The organism is Nocardiopsis codii, assembly GCF_036327455.1.
GTDB lineage: Bacteria > Actinomycetota > Actinomycetes > Streptosporangiales > Streptosporangiaceae > Nocardiopsis > Nocardiopsis codii.
Window position 1 is genome coordinate 156405 of the sequence record NZ_JAUZMY010000013.1, and the last position, 21271, is coordinate 177675.

Here is a 21271-nt window from a genome sequence, read left to right on the forward strand (position 1 = left end):
CGTGGCGCCGTGCGCCGGCGGTCACTCCCGTGACCGGCTCGCGGCCACGGAGGCGATGCGCTCGACGTACTTGGCGACGACGTCCACCTCGATGTTCACGGTGGCGCTGGTGGGGAGGCCGCCCAGGGTGGTGGCCCTCAGGGTCTCGGGAATCAGGCTGACCTCGAAGAACTCCTCGTCCGCACCGGGTGCGCTGACCGCGGAGACGGTGAGGCTGGTCCCGTCGACGGTGATCGACCCCTTCTCGACCACGTACGGGGAGAGCTCCGCGGGCAGGCCGAAACGGAGAACGTCCCAGTTGTCACCGGGATTCCGGGAGAGCAGGCGGGCGGTGCCGTCGACGTGGCCCTGGACGATGTGGCCGCCGAGGCGGCTGTCCACGCGGGCGGCGCGTTCGAGGTTGACGGCGGAGCCGACGGAGAGGCCGCCCAGGGACGACCGGTCCAGGGACTCCTTCATCACGTCGGCGGTGAAGGTGCCGTCGCCGCGGTCGACGACGGTCAGGCACACGCCGTTGACCGAGATGGAGTCGCCGTGCCCGGCGTCGGCGCTGACCAGGGGGCCGCGCAGCGTCAGCAGCAGGGACTCGCCCGTGGTGCCGGCGGGCTCGATGGAGACGACCTTGCCGAGTTCTTCCACGATTCCGGTGAACACGCCTGTGCATTCCCTTCGCCTTGACAGGCTCCGGGGCAAGGGTGTGGAACGGGTCCACGACAAGGCCGGGACTGGTCGCCGTGCGTCACGGGGAGCCACGGCGGACAGACCGGCCCAACACGCGCTGCCTCCCATCCGGACTTTCACCGTCGGTACCGGAATCACACCGGTTCAACCGGCCGATGGATTCGGCCGGGTCGCGGACTATAACCGCCGGTTCGGAATTACACCGACCCCGGAGCACGCATTTGACTGTTGTCTCAACGTTTCGGATCTTAACGCGTCGGTAGCGGGGACGCATAGCCGTTGTGACCGGAATCATTTCCCGTCGTCGCGCGCGGTCCCGTCCGCGGGAACGCCACCGGGACGGCCCGCCCCCGGGTCGCCCCCGTCCTCCTCGGCAGGACCGCGGACCTCGGGCGCACCGGCGCCGGGGCGCCCGGCCAGACCGCTGCGGATGAACATCTCGGGCGCGCCGAAGGCGGCCCAGAAGGCGACCCCGGCGTAGGCGGCGAACATCACGACCGCCTCCGCCAGGCCCGTGAGACCCCCGGCCACGACGTGGACGACCACCTGGACGACCACGATCCCGGAGATACCGAGGGCGAAGCGCGCGGCCCGCGAGGTGGCGCTCCCCTCGGCGCTGTACCAGCCGCGCCCGGCGAGCAGGGTGAAGCCCACGAGCCCGCCGAGCAGCGCACCGGCCACCGTGAACAGGCTGGTGAGGGTGTGCCCTGCCGGGTCGGTGGGCGTCGCGCCGATCCACTCCGCCGGGACCGTCCAGTCGCCCCGTGCCAGTGACTGCCACAGCGCCGCGACCAGGCAGGGCAGGACGGACACCGCGAGCGCGCAGCCGACCCACCGGGCGGTGCCCAGCCCCAGCCACCAGGCCACGATCCGGTCCTCCCAGCGCAGGGCGGCCCACAGGATCACACCGCCCACCAGGAGACCCACCAGCACGTCGCTGAAGAAGTGCACCCCCAGGTAGATCCGGGACAGGCAGATCGCGGCGATGAGCGCGACGGCCGTCCACGCCCAGAGGCGGCGCCCCGACCTGAGGCCCAGATAGCCCCAGAAGACGGTCGAGGCCTGGGCGTGCTGCGAGGGCATGCCGAAGCTCGACCCGGACGAGTACGCGGTGACCTGGGCGCTGTACCAGTAGGGGCGCGCGCCGTAGAACACGGCCTTGCCCGCATAGTTGATCACCCCGGACAGCGTCAGGGCGACGAAGAGGCGGGCCCCGAGGCCGGGGTTCACGCACCAGAAGACGAGGGCGACCAGGGGGATCAGGACGAACTGCGAGCCCAGCTGGGTGATCGCCAGCAGCGGAACGGCGGCCCAGTCCCCCAGGCCCTGGATCCACCCGATGGCGGTGGACTCCGGCTCCCACAACACGTCCATGGCCGTGTGACCGGCCGTCCGAGCGTTCAACGCGCACTCCACGTGTCCGCGCCTGGCAACGCGCTCACGCCGCGCCGCTCCCCCGGGCGCGCGTACGCGGAGGGGAAGACGGAGCCGCGACCAAGCGAAATCCTCGACTGACGACTACGGTCCGGAAGCATAGGGGTACCGGCGCCGGGTGACCAGCCGCACACGGCACCGCCCCGGGATCGTTATGCGCGGCGGCCTCCGGGACCGCGTCGGGTGGGACCGGGGTCGCCCCCGGTCCGGTTCACCTGCCGCCGGCCGCCTCGACGGCGAGGGCGCGCAGGGACTCCACGGCCTTGGCCGGGTCCTGGGCTCCGTAGACGGCGGATCCGGCGACGAAGACGTCGGCTCCGGCCTCGGCGGCGCGCTCGATGGTCTCGGCGCTGACGCCGCCGTCGACCTGGAGCCAGACGGAGGCCTCACGGGTGTCGAGGATCTCGCGGGCCCGCCGGATCTTGGGCAGGACCACGTCGAGGAAGCTCTGGCCGCCGAAGCCGGGCTCGACCGTCATGAGCAGGAGCATGTCCATCTCGCCGACGATGTCGGCGTAGGGCTCGACGGGCTCGGCCGGGTTGAGGGCCAGACCGGCGCGCGCGCCGAGGCGGCGGATCTCGCGCAGGGTGCGCACGGGGGCGCTCGCGGCCCGGGCGTGGACGGTGACGCTGCCCGCGCCCGCCTCTGCGTAGGCCGGGGCCCAGCGGTCGGGGTCCTCGATCATCAGGTGGCAGTCCAAGGGGGTGTCGGTCGCCTTGAGCAGGGACTCGACGACGGGCAGGCCGAGGGTGAGGTTGGGGACGAAGTGCCCGTCCATCACGTCGACGTGGAGCCAGTCGGCGGACGGGGAGACCGCGGCGGCTTCGTCGGCGAGGTGCGCGAAGTCGGCGCTCAGGATGCTGGGTGAGATCTGGATTGCCACGCCAGCAGTGTAGCCAGGCGGCCCGGGGGTTCTGCCCTCTGCGGGGGTGGGAGCTGGGCGGACGCGGCGTACGGCGGGGCCCGCGCCCCCCGTCCGTGGTTCTCCCCGTCGGAGTCCGCACTCGGAACCGGTGGCTTTACGTTGTAGATTCACAACGTCTCCCGGTCCGGCAGGAAGAGGACTCCGAAAAGCCCCGCGTCGTCGGGCCCCGCGGGGGTACGCTCACCGCAGTCAGCCCCCCAGCGACCGGAGGAACCCCCATGGGCGACGGCACCGAGACCCGCCTGGGCACCGTCTGCGAGCACGCCGACGAGATCCGCGGCCGGCTCTCCGGGGTGGACGGCGCGAGCTCCCTCGTCGACGCCGTGATCGCGGCCGCCGTCGAGGACCGGGGGGTGTCGGCGGCACTGGACGACCTGCACCGCGCCCTGGTGGCGCTGGGAGACGGCGCGGGCCTGCACGGCTACGCCGCGGGCGCCCACCGGGTGGGAGCCCTCAACCCCGCACCGTCGGGCATCGGGCTCCCCAGGCCGGCCTCCGCGCTCTACCGCTGCCCTCAGGGCAGGTGCTCCCGGACCTGGGAGCCCAACCCGGCCGAGGACCCTCCGACCTGCCGGGTCGGCGACCGCCCGCTCCGCGCCCCCCGGCGGGCGTAGACCGTGGGCGGCCTCCTGACGGAGCTGGGAGCGAGGCTCACCGAGCGGTGGGTGTCCGCCCTCGCACTGCCCGGCGCCCTGTACCTGGCGGTCGCCCTCGCCGCGTACCTCCTCGGCTGGGACCGGGCCTGGGACGCGGGCCACCTGGTCGCGGAGATCACCCGCTGGGCCGAGAACCCGCGCGTGGACACCTTCGGCGGGCAGGCCGTGGTGTTCGCCGCGGTGCTCGCCGGGAGCTCCGCCGTCGGACTCCTCGCCCAGGGGACCGGGCGCCTCGTCGAGAGCCTGTGGACGGCCGCCGACTGGCACCGGTGGCCGCCTCCGCTGCGCGGGTGGACCGTCCGGTGGGTGGAGTCGCGCCGCCGCAGGTGGGACCGCCTCCGCGGCGAGGTCGAGCGGACCCGGGCGGCGGACGACGCGGAAGGGCGGGACGGGGAGGTCGCGTTCGTGTCCGCCTACGACCGGATGGCGCGGCTCTCCCCCGAGAGGCCCGAGCGCCCCACCTGGGCCGGGGACCGGATCGGGGCGGTGCGCACGCGCCTGGACCGCGACCACGACGCCGATCTCGCCGTCCTGTGGCCGCACCTGTGGCTGGTCCTGCCGGAGGAGGTCCGCCTGGAGGTCACCGAGGCCCGGGACGCTCTGGCGCGCGCCACGGGTCTGGCCGCGTGGGCGCTGCTCTACCTGCCGCTGGCCGCGTGGTGGTACCCCGCCGCGCTCGTCTCCGCGGTCCTGGCCGCGATCGCGCGGTGGCGGACCCGGGCGGCGGCCGAAACCTACGCCACGCTGGTCGAGGCCTCCGTCCGCCTGCACGCGGTCGACCTGGCCGACCACGTGGGGGTCTGCCACGAGGGGCGGTTCGACCGGGACCTGGGCGAACGGCTCACCCTCCGGCTCAGGGCCAGCATGCCCCCGCCGCCCCCGGACGGGGGGAGCGGCTCCGCCGCGGCGTCCGGCGGCCCCGGGGCGTCACCCGCGCCCGCCGCGCCGTCGGACGGAACGGCCACGGACCCGGACGGACAGGCGCACTGACAGCAGGGCGTGGAGGGGACCCGGGCGGGCGCCCGGGCCCCCGGCGGATCAGTCCCGGCCGGCCTTGCGGAACAGGGCCAGGAACATCGCGTCCGTGCCGTGGACGTGCGGCCAGAACTGGACGTAGTTCCCGTCCGGGCCCGCGGCCAGGTCCGGTACCTCGTCCAGGTAGTCGGCCGCGCGCAGCAGCGCCAGATCGTCCCGCTCCGAGAGGACGCGGCGGACGATGCCGTCGGTCTCATCCAGGTGCGGAGAGCACGTCACGTACGCCACGACCCCGCCGGGCCGGACGGCGTCCGCGGCGCTGACCAGCAGGTCGTGCTGGAGCGGCGCCAGCTCGGCCGCGGAGTTCTCGGTGCGGCGCCAGCGCGACTCCGGGCGGCGCCGCAGCGCGCCCAGGCCCGTGCACGGCGCGTCCACCAGGACGCGGTCGAACACCCCGGGCCGCCAGGCGGGCCTGGTGCCGTCGGCCGCCACCACCCGTCCGGCGTCGCGCGGGGCGCGTCGCACGGCCGTCGCGACCAGCCCCGCACGGGCGGGCTGCACCTCGGACGCCAGCAGGCGGGCCCCGCGCTGTCCGGCGAGGGAGGCCAGAAGACCGGCCTTGCCGCCCGGGCCCGCGCACATGTCCAGCCACAGCGCGTCGTCGCCGTGCGCGTCGACCCGGGTCAGGGCGAGGGCGACCAGCTGGCTGGCCTCGTCCTGCACCGCGGCCCGGCTCTGGCGGACCTCGCGGATCGCCGCCGGGTCGCCCTGGGGCAGGTAGGCGGCGAAGGGCGAGTAGCGCCCCTCCTCCGCGCCCGCGGCCACCAGGTCCTCGACGGTCGAGCGGCCGGGCTTGGCCACCAGTGTCACCCGGGGCCGCTCGTTGTGGGCGGCCAGCAGGCTCTCGGTGCGGACGAGCCCGGTGGAGGAGCGCTCCCCCAGCGCCCGCGCCAGCTCCTTGACCACCCAGCGCGGATGGCTGCGCACGACCGACAGGTACCCGCTGGGGTCGCGCTCGCGGTCGGGGGCGATCACGGCGGTCCACTCGTCCAGGTCGCGGGCCGACACCTTGCGCAGCACGGCGTTGACGAAGCGTCCCCGGTGGTGGCCCACCACACGGCGGGCCAGGTCGACGGTGGCGCTGACGGCGGCGTGCGGCGGGATCTTCGTGGACAGGAGCTGGTGGGCCCCCAGCCTCAGCACCGGCAGCGCGTCGGCGTCCACGGAGGCGAGCGTGCGGTCGACGCACGCCTCCAGGATGGCGTCGTAGGTGCCCTGGAGCCGCAGCGTGCCGTAGGTCAGCTCCGTGGCCAGGGCGGCGTCGCGTCCGCTGATGCCGCGCTCGGTGAGCAGGGCGGGCAGCAGGAGGTTGGCGTAGGCGTCGCGCTGCTCGACGGCGCACAGGACGTCGTAGGCGACCCTGCGGGCGGGGTCACGGGGCGCGGGCGGCCCCGACGCTCCCTGTCCACCGCCCTGTACGGGCTTTCCGCCCCGGCGGGGCCGGCGGTACGGGGATCGGGACTGCTCGCTCAAGTGTGCTGCCTCAACAAACCGGGGACGGGGCCTGGCGGGCGGCCGTTCGGCCCGCCAGGACGAGACTACGGCAGCTCACGCGCCCAGTCGGTCATCTTCGGTGGGACGCACGCCACGCGCCCAGTCCACGGCGGCCATGGCGCGCTTGCCCTGGGGCTGTACCTCGCCCAGGGCGACGGGGTGGGTGCTGGTGCCGACGAGGACGTGCTTCTTGCCCGCGTGGAGCTGCCCGGGGTCGAGGTCGGGGGTGTCCGCGTCGGTCACGGGGGTGACGGGCCCGACCTTGAGGCGGGTGCCGCGGAAGGTCGTCCAGGCGCCCGGGGCGGGGGTGCAGGCGCGGGCCGCCCGGTCCACGCGCAGGGCCGGGTGCGTGAAGTCGAGCTCGGCGTCCGCGGCGGTGAGCTTGGCCGCGTAGGACAGCCCGTCGGGCTGCTGCTCGACCGGTTCGAGCTGCCCGGACGCGATGCCGTCGATGGTGCGCTTGAGGAGTTCGGCGCCGGAGACCGCCAGCCGTCCGAGGAGCTCTCCGCTGGTGTCGGTGGGGCGCACGGTCTCGACCAGGGTCCCGAAGACGGGCCCGGCGTCGAGCTCCTTGACGATCCGGAAGGTGGACGCGCCGGTGACGTCGTCGCCGTGCAGCACCGAGTGCTGGACGGGGGCGGCGCCGCGCCAGGCGGGCAACAGGGAGAAGTGCAGGTTCACCCAGCCGTGCCGGGGGATGTCCAGGGCGGACTGCGGCAGCAGGGCGCCGTAGGCGACCACGGGGCAGCAGTCGGGGGCGATCTCCGCGAGGCGCTCAAGGAACTCGGGGTCGCCGGCCTTGGCGGGTTTGAGGACCTCGATGCCCTCGGCCTCGGCCACCTCGCCGACGGGGCTGGCGGAGATCCGGCGGCCCCGTCCGGAACGGGCGTCGGGCCGTGTGACCACGGCCGCGACCTCGTGCTCGGAGCCGAGCAGCGCCCGGAGCGAGGGCACCGCCACCTCCGGTGTTCCGGCAAAGACGAGCTTCATGATCGGATCCCCCTCCGCTGCGCGTACGGGACACTGTTCTACCAGTCACCGGGAGGGTTCCCGTCGCGGAGGAGCGGCGGTGTCGGACGGTTCTGGTAGACCAGTGGTGATGACAGCGCAGTCCGACCAACCCAGCGACGCCCTCTTCGACCTGTCGGAGCTGGTGGACCCCAGAGCCGCGGCCAGGGCCGAGGCAGAGCAGGCGTCCCGCCCGGAGCCGAGGAAGCCGGCCGGGCGGTTGTCGGTCGCGCGCGTCGTCGTGGACACCCCCCTCCCCCACCTGGACCGCCTCTTCGACTACCGGGTCCCCGCCGACCTGGACGGGGCCGCCGTTCCCGGCTGCCGGGTCAAGGTCGTCTTCCACCACCGGCTGCTCGGCGGGTTCATCGCGGAGCGGGTGGAGCGCTCGGAGTTCTCCGGACGGCTCGCCTACCTGTCCGAGGTGGTCTCCTCCGAACCGGTCCTGACCCCGGAGATCCTGGAGTTGGCCCGTGCCGTCGCCGACCGGTACGCGGGCACCCTGAACGACGTGGTCAAGCTCGCCGTCCCGCCGCGCCGGGTGCGGGTGGAGCGGGAGAACGACCGGGCGGCGCAGGCCCGGGAGAAGGACGCGGAGGATCCGGAGGAGACCGGACGAGGGCCGGAGCAGCCGTCCGGGGACCCCGCCGACGCCCCCCCGGCGGAGGGCGCCCCGGTACCGGAGGACGGGGCCCCGGTACCGGAGGTCGACCCCGGGCCCTGGAGCGACTACCCGGAGGGCCCCGCCTTCGTGGGCGCCCTGCGCGGTGGGCGCGCTCCCCGGGCGGTCTGGAACGCCCTTCCCGGAACCGACTGGGCGGACGCGGTCGCGGTGGCCGCCGAGGCCTCCCTGGCCGCGGGGCACGGCACCGTGGTGGTGCTCCCCAACAGCCGCGACGTCCAGGCGGTCGACGCGGCGATGATCCGCCGCCTGGGCGAGGGACGGCACGTCGCGCTGCCCGCCGACCTCGGCCCGACCCCGCGCTACCGGCGCTGGCTGTCGCTGCTGCGGGGAGAGGTCCGGGTGGTGGTGGGAACCCGCACCGCGATCTTCGCCCCCGTCCGCGACCTCGGCCTGGTCGTGCTCTGGGACGACGGCGACGACGTGCACACGGACCCGCACACGCCCTACCCGCACGCCCGGACCGTGCTGGCCATGAGGGCCCACCGGACGGGGGCGGGGGTCCTGTTCGGCGGGCACACCCGCACCACGGACGCACAGCTCATGGTCGAGTCCGGGTGGGCGCACCCGCTGGTCGCCGACCGGGCGACGCTGCGCAGCCGGGCCCCGGTCGTCAAGGCCGCCGGGGACGACCGCGAGCTCGCCCGCGACGAGGCGGCCCGCACGGCCCGCATGCCGAGCCTGGCCCTCAAGTCGGCGCGGGAGGCGGCCAGGACGGGGGCGGTGCTGTTCCAGGTGCCGCGCCGTGGCTACCTCAACACCCTGGCCTGCGCGGGCTGCCGCGAACCCGCGCGCTGCGAGAACTGCCGGGGGCCGCTCGCGATCCGCGAGGCGAACGCCCTGCCCTCCTGCGGCTGGTGCGGACGGGTCGCCGGGCAGTGGGCGTGCCCCGACTGCGGGGCGACCCGGATGCGGGCCGTGGTGGTGGGCGCCCGCCGGACCGCCGAGGAGCTGGGCCGGGCCTTCCCCTCGCTGACCGTGCGCACGTCCGGGCGCGACGAGGTGCTGTCGGAGGTCCCGGACAAGCCCTCCCTGGTGGTGGCCACGCCCGGGGCCGAACCGGTGGTCAGGGACGGCGGGTACGCGGCGGCCGTGCTGCTCGACGGCTGGGCGCTGCTGAACAGGGCCGACCTCCGGGCCTCGGAGGAGACGTTGCGCCGCTGGTTCAACGCCGCCGCCCTGGTGCGGCCGGGCGGCACCGTGGTGGTGTCGGCCGATGTGTCGCTGCCGGTGGTGCAGGCCCTGGTCAGGTGGGATCCCGGCGGGTTCGCCGAACGCGAGCTGGCCGAACGCAGGGAGCTGGGGTTTCCCCCCGCCGTGTCCATGGCGTCGATCACCGGGGCCCCGGACCACGTGCGCGAACTCCTCGCCCAGGTGGACCTGCCCGAGGGCGCCGAACTGCTCGGGCCGGTACCGGTGGCCGCGGAGCGCGGGCCGGGAGGCGAGGGCTCACCGACGGAGCGCGCCCTCCTGCGGGTGCCCCGCGACGGGGTGGGCGCGCTGGCCCGCTCGTTGAAGGCCGCCGCGTCGGCGCGCAGCGCGCGCGGCGACGAGCACCTGGCCCAGGTGCGGGTGGACCCGCTGCACGTGGTCTGACCGCCGTCCGGGCGGCCGGGTTCAGGTCCGGGAGGGTTGGGCGCGGTAGAGGTCGCGCAGCAGCGCGATCTCGGCGCCGTGGTGGATGATCTCCCGGTTGACGTGCAGCACGAGCGCGACCGTCGGGAAGCCCGCCCACTGGGGCGCCTCGGTGCCTCTCACCGGCGCGGACAGGCCGTCCTCGTCGAGGGCCTGGATGTGCTCGGACCAGACCTCGTAGGCGTGGCGCAGACGCTGCTTGGCCTCGACCGCGTCGCCGGGCCAGTTGACGCTCTCCCGGGTGTAGGTGCGGTCGCCGAAGTGCCAGTTGGTGCGGGTCTCCAGGACGTCCACCACGAGGTGTCCGAGCCGCCAGGCGATCGTGGTCACGGGCGGCGGCTCGGGTTCGGGGACCGCCGAGTCCGGCTGGTACCGCCCGTCCGCCCCCTGGCGCACGGTCCAGGCCCCGGGTGCGGGCAGCCAGTGGTACTCGGCGTCGGTCAGCCCCTCCAGCCGTGGCCAGAGCGAGTACTCCCAGTAGAACTGGACCTGCGCCAGAACCTCACCCGTCCAGTTCACCGCCATCTGCGGGTCCCCCTTCCGCTCCCGGGCGCACGGCCCAGCCCTGCCAGGGTTCCGGTTCCCCGGTCGGACACGTCCTCGTCCGGATAGGGCCACCATCGCAGATCGGCCACACCTGGTTCAACAGGGAGGAAGGGGTGGAAGGCGCGCTCGACCACGGCCCGGGGGGCGGGGGACGCGAGCGCGAGGTAGCCGCCGCCGCGCATGAGGGCGTGCAGGCCCCCGATGCCCTCGGGCGGGTCGTCGGCGGTGAAGGGCCGGGTCATCAGAACGGCGACGGGCTCGTCGAAGTCGACGAGCCCGGAGGTCCCCAGACGGCGCAGGAGCCCCGCGGTACCGGAACCGTCGCCGGAGAGCACTGCCGCGTTGGCGGTGGGGAGCATGCCCGCCGCGCCGTGCGGGGCCAGGTGGACGACGGTGGCGTCGGGGTCGCAGGCGTGGACGCGCTCGGTGGTCCCGGGCACGGGACAGCCCCAGTCGACGAACTGGCGGACACCGGCGTCGGCGCGCAGGTAGTCGATGACCCGTCCGAGAAAGGCCCGGTGCAGGCGGGTGTGCTCGCTCTGCCCGGTGGCGGCTGGCTCGCCCGCGCGCGGGTCGAGGCTGACCACGCGCGACCGTCGTCCTGGCACCTGCACGGGTTCCCGTTGCCGGAACACGGCCGCGAGCGGACCCGCCTTGGGCCCTCGGACGTCCGTCACGATCACGCTCCCCCAGCCGGTTCGCTTGTGGGAGGCAGGACGCGCCGCGGAGCGAACCGGTCGGGTCCGTCGGCGTCACGCCATGCCGTCAGGGCCTGATGCTACAGGCTGGGAAAGTGATTCCCGGCACACCATGGAGTGAAATGTGCCTTGTTGTACTTTTTGTTGTTCGGTGCGTAGCAAGGTTCCGGATCCTCCGCCCCGGAAGGGCTTCCCGACACGTTCCGGTGCCCGGAGGGTGCGGGGCTGCCGCCACCGGCACCGGCCCGCCTCCCCTGCGCGCGGCCGCCCGCTCAGCGACGCGACGGGGCCGTGGTCGGCCTCCCCGCGGACGCCGCACACTGCCGTGCGACCACCGACGCGCCCGGCCCCGCCACCGGCCACAGCGGGCCCGCCGGGAACGGCCTCCCGCGCGCGGGCCGCCTCGCCGGCGGGCCCCACCGAGTGCGGGGGACCGGAGGCGCGGGGACGGGAAGGGCGAGAGCCCGCAGGACCGGGGACACGCGCACGGGAGGCACCGACCGCGGAGGGTACGGGCCGTGAGGGTCGTCGGTGCGCCGGGGCGGGGACGAGGCGGCACGAGGGGTGCGAGAGAGCCAGGCGCGGAGGCACGCGGGAGACGGGCAGCGCCCCCCCGCGGGCCCCGGACGCAGCGCGCCCCGGTGACCGTGCCGGTCACCGGGGCGCCCGTCGACGGGGGCCGTCCCCGCGTCAGAGCACGTTGCGCGGGTCCGGAACCGGGGCCAGGCGGCCGTCGCAGTCGGCGTACTCCCAGGCCGGGCCATTGGCGACCAGGTCGGCGACCGCGCCGACGAGCCGGTCCACGTGCTCCGCGGTGGTGCCCACCCCCAGACTCGCCCGCACGGCCTGGGTGTGGCCCTCGGGCAGCAGGTGCCGGGTGAGCGGGTGGGCGCAGAACAGGCCGTCCCTCACCCCGATGCCGTGCTCGGCGGACAGTGCGGCGGCCAGCAGGTCGGCGGGCAGGCCGTCCACCGTGAACGAGATGATGCCGACCCGCGGGTGCTCGGGGCCCCACAGGGTCAGCTCGGTGACGCCCGCGACGGCGGCCAGCCCGGCGCGCAGCCGCTCCAGGAGCGCGGACTCGCGGATGTGCAGGAGTTCCTGGGTGGCCGGGGTGAGGGTGTCGCAGGCGGCGGCCAGCGCCACCGCGCCGAGGACGTTCGGGCTGCCCGCCTCGTGCCGCGCGGGGAGGTCGTTCCACACCACGTCGTGCTCGGTGACCAGTCGGGTGGCGCCGCCCCCGGACAGGTACGGGGTGGCCTCGCGCAGCCAGTCGGCGCGTCCGGCCAGCACCCCGGAGCCGAAGGGCGCGTAGAGCTTGTGCGCGGACAGCGCCACGTAGTCGGCGCCCGTCTCCTCCAGGCTGAACGGCAGGTGCGGCACGTACTGGGCGGCGTCCACGACCACGCGGGCGCCCTCGGCGTGCGCCGCCGCCACCAGTTCCTCGACCGGCCAGATCTCACCGGTGACGTTGGAGGCGGCGGTCACGCACAGCAGCCTCGGCCCCTCGGGGGCCTCCCGCAGCGCTGTGCGGGCCGCCTCGACGGCGGCTTCGGCGGTGGCGGGCAGCGGCAGGCGGACCACGCTCCCGGCACGGGCGGCGGGGTGCTCCCAGGGCAGGAGTGCGGCGTGGTGCTCGGTCTCGAACACGACCACCGTGCAGCCCTCGGGCACGGAGCGGGCCAGGAGGTTGAGGGCGTCGGTGGTGCCGCGCACGAACACCACCGCGTCCGCGGGCTCGGACCGGGCCCCGAGGAACCGGGCCACGCTGCGCCGGGCCCGCTCGTAGGCGTCGGTGCTCACCTGCGAGTGGTGGCCCGCGCCCCGGTGGACACTCGCGTAGTAGGGCAGCGCGTCGGCCAGGGCGTCCGCGACCGGGGACAGGCAGGGGGCGCTGGCGGCGTAGTCGAAGTTCGCGTACTCGACGCGCTCGCCGGTGACCAGGGGGACGCCCTCGTCCGCGGCGACGATCGTGCACCCGGCGGTGTCGCCCGAGGGGCGGTCGGCGGATCCGGACGGAGCACCGGAACGGAACGAACGCGCGGTGTGGATGGGGCTGACAACGGTCATGAAGCACCTCTTCTGCGGGTCATGGGACCCACAGGGGTGCCGTCACGGCTACGCCACAGGGGTCCGCGCTTGTCTGACACGGTTGTGTCGGGACCTGGTCCTCACCCGGGGCACCCCACCGCGGAAGGAGGGTTGCCGACCAGCAAGCCGGGGCTTCGCGCTGGTACTCGTGACCTGCGACGCAGGCTAACACACGCGCGGCGGGGCCGACCAGCCGGGCCCTTGTGTGGCCTGGACCACCCCGCCGCCCGCCCCGCGGCGCAGCGGGGCCCGGGGCCCGGGGCGCGGTCCCCCGCCCGCGCAGGCCGGGCGGGCCGCTGGTCCGCCGGGCGCACCGGTCCAGGGCACCCTGCCCGCGCGAGGGGACGGGGGAGGTGCGGGCGTTCGCCGAACGCGCGGGCCGCGCCCCGCTTGACAGCCGCCGAACCGGTCGGGCCATACTTGGGGTGCCTGCCCTCACGCCGCCGGTGCCCGGTTTCCCCCGGCCACCCTCCAGGCGCGAGACTCCAGAGCGTTGGAGTTTTCGCATGCCCGCGAGCGAGAGGTGTGTCCGTTGCACGGCGACGACCGTATCCAGCAGGTTCTCCGCAACCCCAGGGTTGTCCTCATCTCCGGCTACGCCCGTCTTCCCGACTCGGTGGCGAGCCATTCCCAGTACCAGCGGCTCGGCGTCGTCCTCGCCGTGGACACCGCGGACGGCCGCATCGTCGCCGCGGACACCACCCTGCTCACCGACCTGGGCAAGGACTTCTTCCGCGCCCTGGTCGAGGGCGCCTCGGTCACCGAGGACATCGCCGAACTGGTCCAACGGGTACAGACGCGGTACGCGGGCCAGTCCGGCGCCGCACTGACCACGGCCCTGCGCCGCTGCCTGGAGTCCTACTACCAGCTGCGGGAGGGCGACCAGCTGCCCGGCGGCCCCGACGCCAAGGAGTGACACCCCTCGTGACCGACACCCCGCCCGTTCCCGGCGACGACGCCCCCGGCCCCGGGCCGGGCCCGGCCGCCCCGCTCCCCCTCGCGGGGGTGCGCGTCGCCGACCTCTCCCGCGTGCTCGCGGGCCCGTACGCGACCATGCTCCTCGCCGACATGGGAGCGGAGGTGGTCAAGGTCGAGCAGCCCGGGCGCGGCGACGACACCCGCGCGTGGGGCCCGCCCTGGGCGGGCCCCGCCGACGGCGGGGACGGCCCCGGCGAGGCGGCCTACTTCCTGTCGGTGAACCGCAACAAGCGCAGCCTGGCCGTGGACCTGAAGGACCCCGACGGCCTGGCCGCCGTCCAGGAGCTGTGCGCGTCCTCCGACGTGGTCGTACAGAACTTCCGGCCCGGCGTGATCGACCGGCTCGGCCTCGGCTACGAGGCGGTGAGCGCACGCAACCCGGCCGTCGTGTACTGCTCGGTGAGCGGCTTCGGCCCGGAGCACGAACCGAGCACCCGTCCCGGGTTCGACATCGTCGTGCAGGCGGAGAGCGGCCTGATGTCCACCACCGGCCCCGCCGACGGCCCGGCGAGCAAGGTGGGGGTGGCCCTCACCGACGTGCTGACCGGTCTCAACGCCGCCGTCGGGATCCTGGGGGCGCTGATGAGGGCCCGTGTGACCGGCCGGGGCGAGAACATCAGCGCGTCGCTGATCAACTCCACCCTGTCCGGCCTGGTCAACCTCACCCAGCAGGCGCTCGTGACGGGGGCCGAACCGGCCCGTGTCGGCAACGCGCACACCACGATCGTCCCCTACCAGGTCTTCCCCACCGCCGACGCGGAGATCGTGGTCGCCGCCGGCAACGACGCCCTGTACCAGCGGCTGTGCCGGGCACTGGACCGCCCCGACCTGGCCGAGGACCCGCGCTACGCCACCAACCCCGGGCGGGTGGCCCACAGGGACGAGCTGGTGGGAGAGCTGTCCGCCGTCCTGCGCGCCGAACCGGCCGACCACTGGATGGACCTGCTGGTAGGGGCGGGGGTCCCGGTGGGGCGGGTGCGGGGGGTACTGGACGCGCTGCGCACCGCCGACGCGAACGGCGACGACGTCCTGCGCACCGTCGAGCACCCCACGGCCGGGCTCCTCGAACAGGTCCGGGCGGGTTTCCGCCTGGAGGGCACTCCCCCGCCGCTCGCGGCGCCGCCGCTCCTGGGACAGCACTCCCGCCAGATCCTCACCGAACTCGGCGTGGACGGGGCGCGTGTGGACGCGATGGTCACCCGCGGCGCCGTCCACGAGCCCGACCCCGAGCCGCCGGCCGCGCACTGACACGACCGCCGCGGCCCCCGCATCCCGCACCGGGCCGCACCGCCGACCGCACCACGAAGGGACACCCACCCATGAGCGACTCCCGCAGGGCCTCCGCCCCGGACCCGCACGACTTCCTGGCCGTGGACGCCGAGCTGTCCGACACCGAGCGGGACGTCCGTGACGCCGTGCGCGGCTTCGCCGGGCGCGAACTGCTGCCGAACGTGGCCGAGTGGTTCGACGCGGGCACCCTGCCCGACCCGCGCGGCCTGGCCAAGGCCTTCGGGGACCTGGGGCTCCTGGGCATGCACCTGGAGGGGTACGGATGCGGCGGCTCCAGCGCCGTGGCCTACGGGCTGGCCTGCCGCGAGCTGGAGGCCGTCGACTCGGGCCTGCGCAGTTTCGTGTCCGTGCAGGGTTCGCTGGCCATGGCCGCCATCCACAAGTTCGGCTCCGAGGAGCACAGGACCGCGTGGCTGCCGAGGATGGCGGCGGGCGACGCGATCGGCTGCTTCGGGCTGACCGAGCCCGACTCGGGCTCCGACCCCGGCTCCATGCGCACCCGCGCCCGGCGGGACGGCTCGGACTGGGTGCTCGACGGCACCAAGATGTGGATCACCAACGGGTCGGTCGCCGACGTGGCCGTGGTGTGGGCCGCCACCGAGGACGGCATCCGCGGGTTCGTGGTGCCCACCGACACCCCGGGTTTCTCGGCCAACGTCATCCACAGGAAGCTGTCGCTGCGCGCGTCCATCACCTCCGAGCTCGTCCTGGAGGGGGTGCGCCTGCCCGCCGACGCGGTGCTCCCCGGGTCGAAGGGCCTGGGGTCCCCCCTGTCCTGTCTGAACGAGGCGCGCTACGGGATCGTGTGGGGCGTCGTCGGCGCCGCGCGCGCCTGTTACGAGGCGTCCCGGGAGTACGCGATGACCCGCGAGCAGTTCGGACAGCCGATCGGCGGGTTCCAGCTCACCCAGCGCAAGCTCGCCGACATGGTCGTGGACGTCAACCACGCGGGCATGACGGCGCTCCGGATCGGCCGCCTGAAGGACGAGGGGAACTGCCACCACAACCATGTGAGCTTCGGCAAGTTCGCGAACGTGGCCGCGGCCCAGCGGGTGGCGCGGACCGCCCGCGGCGTCCACGGTGCGAACGGCATCACCCTGGAGTACCCGGTGATGCGCCACATGGTGAACCTGGAGACGGTCGCCACCTACGAGGGCACCGAGGAGATCCACGCGCTCAGCATCGGCCAGGCCGTGACCGGGATCTCCGCGTTCCGCTGACCCGCGTCCCCGGGGGCTCCGCCCCGCTCCGGCCGGGCCCGCGCGTCCCGCCCCCGGGGAGGGCCGGGCTGGGTCGCAGGAGGCGGGGAGCGGGGCGCCGCGGGGGCCGGACGCCCGGATATGACCCTCTCCCGGTGTCGCCGGTCGCTCGGAACCACCACAATGGGGAGCATCCGATCGAGGGAGTTACCGAGATGGTGAACGAACCGACGAAGCGGTTCGAGATGACGCGGGTGCGGCGGGTCGCCAACGCCTTCGTCAGCGGCTTGGTCAAGTACGGCCTGGGAACGCCCGCGACCCACCTGCTCACCACGCGTGGGCGCAAGTCGGGTTTCCTGCGCACCATCCCGCTCGACGTGCTGGACAGCGACCGGGGCAGGTTCCTGGTCTCCCCGTACGGTGAGGTCGACTGGGTGCGCAACCTCCGCAAGGACGGGTTCGCGACCCTGCGGCAGGGTGGCTGGATCGAGCTCGTGAGCGTGCGCGAACTCGGACCCGAGGAGGCCGGCCCCCTGCTCCGGGAGTACGTGAACCACCCGCGGGCCGCCGTGGTGGGACCGTACTTCGAAGCGCCTCCGGACGCCCCGGACGAGGCGTTCGCCGCCGAGGCCGACCGGCACCCGGTCTTCGAGATCGTGCGTTCCACGACGATCCGTATCTGAGGCCGCGCGCCGGAACACGGGGAGGCCCCGGACGCCCCGCGAGGGGACGGCCGGGGCCTCCCGGCTGTCCGGACGGTCCCTCTCGGGACGCTGCGCGGCGTCCGGCGCGGTCGCGCCCTCCCGGGCGCGGAGGCGCGCCGGGAGGAGGCCCGGTGGACGCGGCCGGGCCGCACGGAGCGGGGCCTAGTTGCGGACCCTGTAGACGTCGTAGACGCCGTCCACGCCGCGGACGGCGCGGAGCACGCTGCCCAGGTGGGCCGGGTCGGCCATCTCGAAGGTGAACCGGCTCTGGGCGACCCGGTCGCGGCTGGTCTGGACGGTCGCGGACAGGATGTTGACGTGCTGGTCCGAGAGCACCCGGGTGATGTCGGACAGCAGGCGGGACCGGTCCAGGGCCTCCACCTGCAACGCCACCAGGAACATCGAGTCGTCGGTGGGCGACCAGTCCACCTTGACCATGCGCTCGGTGTCCAGGGTCGCCGCGTTCACGCAGTCCTCGCGGTGCACGGACACGCCGTTGCCGCGGGTGACGAAGCCGATGATCTCGTCGCCGGGGACCGGCGTACAACACTTGGACAGTCGCGCCCACACGTCGGCGTCGCCCTCCACGACCACGCCGGGGTTCCCGGACTGGCGCTGGCGGGGCGCCTTGGTGGGCAGGGACGACTCCGCGATGTCCTCGGTGTGGCTCTCCAGCCCGCCCATCGAGTCGACGAGCTTGGCGACGACGCTCTGCGCGCTGACCTGGTGCTCGCCCACGGCCGCGTAGAGGGAGTCCACGTCCGGGTAGCGCAGGTCGCCGGCCAGGGCGATGAGCGCCTCACCGCTGAACAGGCGCTTGACCGGCAGCTCCTGCTTGCGCATGACCTTCGCGATCTCGTCCTTGCCCTGGTCGATCGCCGCCTCGCGGCGCTCCTTGGTGAACCAGTGCCTGATCTTGTTGCGGGCGCGGGCGCTCTTGACGAAGTTCAGCCAGTCGCGGCTGGGGCCGGCGTCGGGCGTCTTGGAGGTGAGGATCTCGACGGTCTCGCCGTTGTGCAGCTCGTTCTCCAGCGGCACCAGGCGGCCGTTGATCCTGGCGCCGACGGTGCGGTGGCCGACCTCGGTGTGGACCGCGTAGGCGAAGTCGACGGCGGTCGCGCCCTGCGGGAGGGGGATGACGTCGCCGTCGGGGGTGAAGACGAACACCTCCTGCACGGACAGGTCGAACCGCAGCGACTCCAGGAACTCGCCCGGGTCCTTGGTCTCCTGCTGCCAGTCGATGAGCTGGCGCAGCCACTGCATGTCCGTGCTGCCCTTGGGCCTGGCCTCGGGGCCGCTGTTGCGGTCCTCCTTGTACTTCCAGTGCGCGGCGATGCCGTACTCGGCCCTGCGGTGCATCGCCCGGGTGCGGATCTGGAGCTCGACGGGGTTGCCCGAGGGCCCTATCACCGTGGTGTGCAGCGACTGGTACATGTTGAACTTGGGCATCGCGATGTAGTCCTTGAACCGCCCCGGCACCGGGTTCCACCGGGCGTGGATGGTTCCGAGGGCCGCGTAGCAGTCGCGGACGCTGTCCACCAGGACCCGCACGGCGATGAGGTCGTAGATCTCGTCGAAGCCGCAGTTGCGGGCGATCATCTTCTGGTAGATGGAGTAGTAGTGCTTGGGGCGTCCGCGCACGGTCGCCTTGAGCTTGGACTCGCGCAGGTCGCCCGAGACCGCCTCGATGACCTCCTGGAGGTACACGTCGCGCCGGGGAGCGCGTTCGGACACCAGGCGGGCGATCTCGTCGAACCGCTTGGGGTAGAGGGTGGCGAACGCCAGGTCCTCGAGCTCCCACTTGATGGTGTTCATGCCCAGCCGGTGGGCCAGCGGGGCGAAGATCTCCAGGGTCTCGCGGGCCTTCTTCTCCCTCTTCGCCTTGGACGGCAGGTAGCGCAGGGTGCGCATGTTGTGCAGGCGGTCGCACAGCTTGATGACCAGGACGCGGATGTCGCGGGCCATCGCCACGACCATCTTGCGGACCGTCTCGGCCTGGGTGGCCTCGCCGTACTTGACCTTGTCGAGCTTGGTGACACCGTCGACGAGCTCGGCGATCTCGTCGCCGAAGTCGGCGCGCAGCTCGTCGAGCGAGTACTCGGTGTCCTCGACGGTGTCGTGCAGCAGCGCGGCGGCGAGGGTGGCCTCCTGCATCCCCAGCTCGGCGAGGATCGTGGCGACCGCGAGCGGGTGGGTGATGTAGGGGTCGCCGCTCTTGCGCTTCTGTTCGCGGTGGTGGTGGGCCGCCACCTCGTAGGCCCGCTCGATCAGCCGCACGTCCACCTTGGGATGGGTGGCCCGCACGGTCTTGATCAGTGGTTCGAGCACCGGGTTCATCGTCACTCCCCGCTGGGCGCCGAGTCGGGCGAGCCTTCTGCGTACTCGCACCGTGGAGGGCGTCGCGGAGGGGGACGGCTGCCGCCCCTCCCCGTAGACGTCGGAGGGCGCCGCTCCGGTCGCGGCGCCCTCCGGGCGGTCCTTCTGTGGTCCTGTGTCCGCGGTCGGCACGCCGGTGCCGTCCGCGTGTGCTCCCGGCACGGCGGGCCGCCGCGGCTCGCTCGCGGATACGGCCCCGGTCGAAACCACTTCGTTTGGCATGCCTACCTCCCGCGGATTCGCCCGGGTCGCGCGGGCGCCGTCAGCGCCGCCCGCCTCCACCGGTGCACGTGCGTGTCATCAGGGCCGGTCGTGACATGGTCGCCGCGGTACCTCTCCCACCAGTCTAGTGTTCGGCCGCAGACCCCACCCCACCAGGTACGACAACGAGTGACTCAGGTCACTGGGCGTGTCACACCCCGCGGTGGAGTACGTCAACGATGACGGACCGCCGCGCATTCCCTGGGGGCGGCGCCGGGATCGGTGCGGCTCGGGGTCAGACCGAGAGGAGGGTGTGCAACTCCACGTCGGGCAACTTCCCGCGCCCGTGGAGCGCTGAGAGCTCCATCAGGACGGAGAATCCCACGACCGTACCACCCGCTTTGCGGACGAGGTCCACCGCGGCCCTGCCGGTGCCGCCGGTCGCGAGGACGTCGTCGACGATGAGCACGCGGCTGCCCGGGGTGATCGCGTCGGCGTGGATCTCGACGGTCGCGGTGCCGTACTCCAGATCATAGGACTGGTCGATGGTGTCCGAGGGCAGTTTCCCCGCTTTGCGGGCGGGGACGAAGCCCGCTCCCAACTCCATGGCGACCGGGGCACCGAAGATGAATCCGCGCGCCTCGAGTCCGACCACGTGGTCCACCCCGGCGTCGCGGTAGGGGGCGCAGAGCCCGGCCACGGCGGCGGCGAAGGCCTCCCGGTGGTTGAGCAGCGGCGTGATGTCCTTGAACAGGATGCCTGCGTGCGGGAAATCCGGGATGTCGCGGATGTGGGCCTTGATGAGCTCCAGGCTCGGCGCGCCGTCCGCGGTCGCGGTGTCGTGGGGCATGTGCGGTGGGACCTTCTGCTGTGGTGTCGGAGCTGTGGCGCCGGGGCCGGACACGGCGGTACCGGCCCCGGAGAGGGGGCCGGTACCGAAGTCTGTGGACCCCGCCGGGGCCTGCGGCCGTCAGCCCTTGGGCTTGTCGTCGTCGCCGAAGTCGGGACGGTCCTCGACCGGGGTGTCGTCGGCGGCGGGCGTGATGACCTCACCGACGCCGGCCTTGAGCATGCGGATGCGCGTGCCGGGCGAGATCTCCAGCAGGACGTCCTGCTCGTGGATCTCGACGATGGTCGCGAAGATGCCCGCCTTGGTCATCACCTCGACGCCGGGGGCGAGAGCGCTCTGCATCTGCGCCTCCTGCTGGCGACGCTTCTGGTTCGGGCGCCAGAACAGCAGCCAGAAGACCAGGATGATCATCAGGAACGGGAACAGCATACCGAGAAGCCCGCCCGTGGGCTCTGCTGCGTCGGCGAGGTGGTAAAGGCCCTGCACGGGGGCGTCCTTCCTGACGTTTCGTCACGTGGCCCACGGGTGCCGGTTGGGACACCTCGGCGGCCACCTTCTTCGTGTCGACCGAACCGGGAACGATCCGGACCACATCCGGCACGTACAACGCACCGGACGTCCAACTCGTTCCGCCGGTGTCCAACGACACGTACGGAGCCATGCCCCGTATCGGCTGATTCGTCCCAGCTTACGTGGCGCCGGTCACCAATCCCCCACCGACCGAGATCGGAGTGTTAACGGTTCAGCCCCGTTTCACGCACGCGGAACCCATTGTGCCCGGACAGGCG

The 21271-nt window shown here is 73.8% G+C and carries 18 protein-coding genes and 2 riboswitches; of the genes, 7 read left to right on the plus strand and 11 right to left on the minus strand.

Annotated features, from left to right (window positions below; genetic code table 11):
- Window positions 1–21: 21 nt before the first annotated feature.
- The 3 genes from Q8791_RS15205 to rpe form a co-directional block, all read right to left on the minus strand.
- Window positions 22–654, minus strand: a complete 633-nt coding sequence (locus Q8791_RS15205) for a riboflavin synthase (protein ID WP_330092344.1) — start codon at window positions 652–654, stop codon at window positions 22–24.
- A gap of 119 nt (window positions 655–773) precedes the next feature.
- Window positions 774–902, minus strand: a riboswitch (FMN riboswitch).
- 70 nt (window positions 903–972) lie between these two features.
- A complete protein-coding gene (locus tag Q8791_RS15210) occupies window positions 973–2085 on the minus strand; it encodes a phosphatase PAP2 family protein (RefSeq protein ID WP_330092345.1) in 1113 nt (370 codons plus the stop codon).
- A 241-nt stretch (window positions 2086–2326) separates the two neighbouring features.
- A complete protein-coding gene (gene rpe / locus Q8791_RS15215) occupies window positions 2327–2998 on the minus strand; it encodes a ribulose-phosphate 3-epimerase (RefSeq protein ID WP_330092346.1) in 672 nt (223 codons plus the stop codon).
- Window positions 2999–3258: 260 nt separating this feature from the next.
- On the opposite strand from rpe, the gene Q8791_RS15220 reads away from it, so the two are divergent.
- Both Q8791_RS15220 and Q8791_RS15225 read left to right on the plus strand, forming a co-directional pair.
- Window positions 3259–3654 (plus strand): hypothetical protein, encoded by a 396-nt coding sequence (locus tag Q8791_RS15220; RefSeq protein WP_330092347.1) that lies wholly within the window; start codon window positions 3259–3261, stop codon window positions 3652–3654.
- 3 nt (window positions 3655–3657) lie between these two features.
- Window positions 3658–4686 (plus strand): hypothetical protein, encoded by a 1029-nt coding sequence (locus Q8791_RS15225; protein ID WP_330092348.1) that lies wholly within the window; start codon window positions 3658–3660, stop codon window positions 4684–4686.
- 48 nt (window positions 4687–4734) lie between these two features.
- Here the strand turns inward: Q8791_RS15225 and Q8791_RS15230 are convergent, their stop codons facing one another.
- Entirely contained in the window at window positions 4735–6204 is a 1470-nt protein-coding gene (locus Q8791_RS15230; protein ID WP_330092349.1) for an RsmB/NOP family class I SAM-dependent RNA methyltransferase, read from the minus strand.
- 75 nt (window positions 6205–6279) lie between these two features.
- Window positions 6280–7215, minus strand: a complete 936-nt coding sequence (fmt, locus tag Q8791_RS15235; protein ID WP_330092350.1) for a methionyl-tRNA formyltransferase — start codon at window positions 7213–7215, stop codon at window positions 6280–6282.
- A 109-nt stretch (window positions 7216–7324) separates the two neighbouring features.
- On the opposite strand from fmt, the gene Q8791_RS15240 reads away from it, so the two are divergent.
- The gene (locus Q8791_RS15240; protein ID WP_330092351.1) at window positions 7325–9511 is read left to right on the plus strand and encodes a primosomal protein N'; all 2187 of its coding nucleotides are present in this window, start codon (window positions 7325–7327) and stop codon (window positions 9509–9511) included.
- Between the two features lie 21 nt (window positions 9512–9532).
- Here the strand turns inward: Q8791_RS15240 and Q8791_RS15245 are convergent, their stop codons facing one another.
- The 3 genes from Q8791_RS15245 to Q8791_RS15255 all read right to left on the minus strand — a co-directional run bounded on the left by Q8791_RS15245 (window position 9533) and on the right by Q8791_RS15255 (window position 12864).
- Window positions 9533–10075: a DinB family protein gene (locus Q8791_RS15245; protein ID WP_330092352.1), complete on the minus strand. Its 543-nt coding sequence runs from the start codon at window positions 10073–10075 to the stop codon at window positions 9533–9535.
- Window positions 10066–10773, minus strand: a complete 708-nt coding sequence (locus Q8791_RS15250; protein ID WP_330092353.1) for an SAM-dependent methyltransferase — start codon at window positions 10771–10773, stop codon at window positions 10066–10068. The genes Q8791_RS15245 and Q8791_RS15250 overlap by 10 nt, the downstream gene beginning before the upstream one ends.
- A 711-nt stretch (window positions 10774–11484) precedes the next feature.
- Window positions 11485–12864: an aminotransferase class V-fold PLP-dependent enzyme gene (locus Q8791_RS15255; RefSeq protein WP_330092354.1), complete on the minus strand. Its 1380-nt coding sequence runs from the start codon at window positions 12862–12864 to the stop codon at window positions 11485–11487.
- Window positions 12865–12924: 60 nt separating this feature from the next.
- Window positions 12925–13039, minus strand: a riboswitch (SAM riboswitch).
- 378 nt (window positions 13040–13417) lie between these two features.
- Between Q8791_RS15255 and Q8791_RS15260 the strand changes: the two genes are divergently transcribed.
- The 4 genes from Q8791_RS15260 (at window position 13418) to Q8791_RS15275 (ending at window position 17035) form a co-directional block, all read left to right on the plus strand.
- A complete protein-coding gene (locus Q8791_RS15260) occupies window positions 13418–13801 on the plus strand; it encodes a DUF3870 domain-containing protein (protein ID WP_330092355.1) in 384 nt (127 codons plus the stop codon).
- A gap of 8 nt (window positions 13802–13809) precedes the next feature.
- Window positions 13810–15111: a CaiB/BaiF CoA transferase family protein gene (locus tag Q8791_RS15265; protein WP_330092356.1), complete on the plus strand. Its 1302-nt coding sequence runs from the start codon at window positions 13810–13812 to the stop codon at window positions 15109–15111.
- Between the two features lie 71 nt (window positions 15112–15182).
- A complete protein-coding gene (locus Q8791_RS15270) occupies window positions 15183–16373 on the plus strand; it encodes an acyl-CoA dehydrogenase family protein (protein WP_330092357.1) in 1191 nt (396 codons plus the stop codon).
- A gap of 194 nt (window positions 16374–16567) precedes the next feature.
- Window positions 16568–17035, plus strand: coding sequence for a nitroreductase/quinone reductase family protein (locus Q8791_RS15275; RefSeq protein ID WP_330092358.1), 468 nt, complete (start codon window positions 16568–16570; stop codon window positions 17033–17035).
- 183 nt (window positions 17036–17218) lie between these two features.
- On the opposite strand, the gene Q8791_RS15280 is transcribed toward Q8791_RS15275, so the two are convergent.
- The 3 genes from Q8791_RS15280 to yajC all read right to left on the minus strand — a co-directional run bounded on the left by Q8791_RS15280 (window position 17219) and on the right by yajC (window position 20969).
- Complete coding sequence (locus Q8791_RS15280) at window positions 17219–19393, minus strand: RelA/SpoT family protein (protein WP_330092385.1); 2175 nt, start codon at window positions 19391–19393, stop codon at window positions 17219–17221.
- Between the two features lie 535 nt (window positions 19394–19928).
- Window positions 19929–20483, minus strand: coding sequence for an adenine phosphoribosyltransferase (locus tag Q8791_RS15285; protein ID WP_330092359.1), 555 nt, complete (start codon window positions 20481–20483; stop codon window positions 19929–19931).
- Between the two features lie 120 nt (window positions 20484–20603).
- Window positions 20604–20969, minus strand: coding sequence for a preprotein translocase subunit YajC (yajC, locus tag Q8791_RS15290; RefSeq protein WP_330092360.1), 366 nt, complete (start codon window positions 20967–20969; stop codon window positions 20604–20606).
- Window positions 20970–21271 lie beyond the last annotated feature (302 nt).

Excerpts from the sequence above, each read along its gene's own strand:
- Q8791_RS15245 (WP_330092352.1), bottom strand. The coding sequence starts at position 10,075 with ATGGCGGTGAACTGGACGGGTGAGGTTCTGGCGCAGGTCCAGTTCTAC.
- Q8791_RS15270 (WP_330092357.1), top strand. The coding sequence starts at position 15,183 with ATGAGCGACTCCCGCAGGGCCTCCGCCCCGGACCCGCACGACTTCCTG.
- fmt (WP_330092350.1), bottom strand. The coding sequence starts at position 7,215 with ATGAAGCTCGTCTTTGCCGGAACACCGGAGGTGGCGGTGCCCTCGCTC.
- Q8791_RS15285 (WP_330092359.1), bottom strand. The coding sequence starts at position 20,483 with ATGCCCCACGACACCGCGACCGCGGACGGCGCGCCGAGCCTGGAGCTC.
- Q8791_RS15275 (WP_330092358.1), top strand. The coding sequence starts at position 16,568 with ATGGTGAACGAACCGACGAAGCGGTTCGAGATGACGCGGGTGCGGCGG.
- Q8791_RS15240 (WP_330092351.1), top strand. The coding sequence starts at position 7,325 with ATGACAGCGCAGTCCGACCAACCCAGCGACGCCCTCTTCGACCTGTCG.
- Q8791_RS15280 (WP_330092385.1), bottom strand. The coding sequence starts at position 19,393 with ATGAACCCGGTGCTCGAACCACTGATCAAGACCGTGCGGGCCACCCAT.
- Q8791_RS15255 (WP_330092354.1), bottom strand. The coding sequence starts at position 12,864 with ATGACCGTTGTCAGCCCCATCCACACCGCGCGTTCGTTCCGTTCCGGT.
- Q8791_RS15220 (WP_330092347.1), top strand. The coding sequence starts at position 3,259 with ATGGGCGACGGCACCGAGACCCGCCTGGGCACCGTCTGCGAGCACGCC.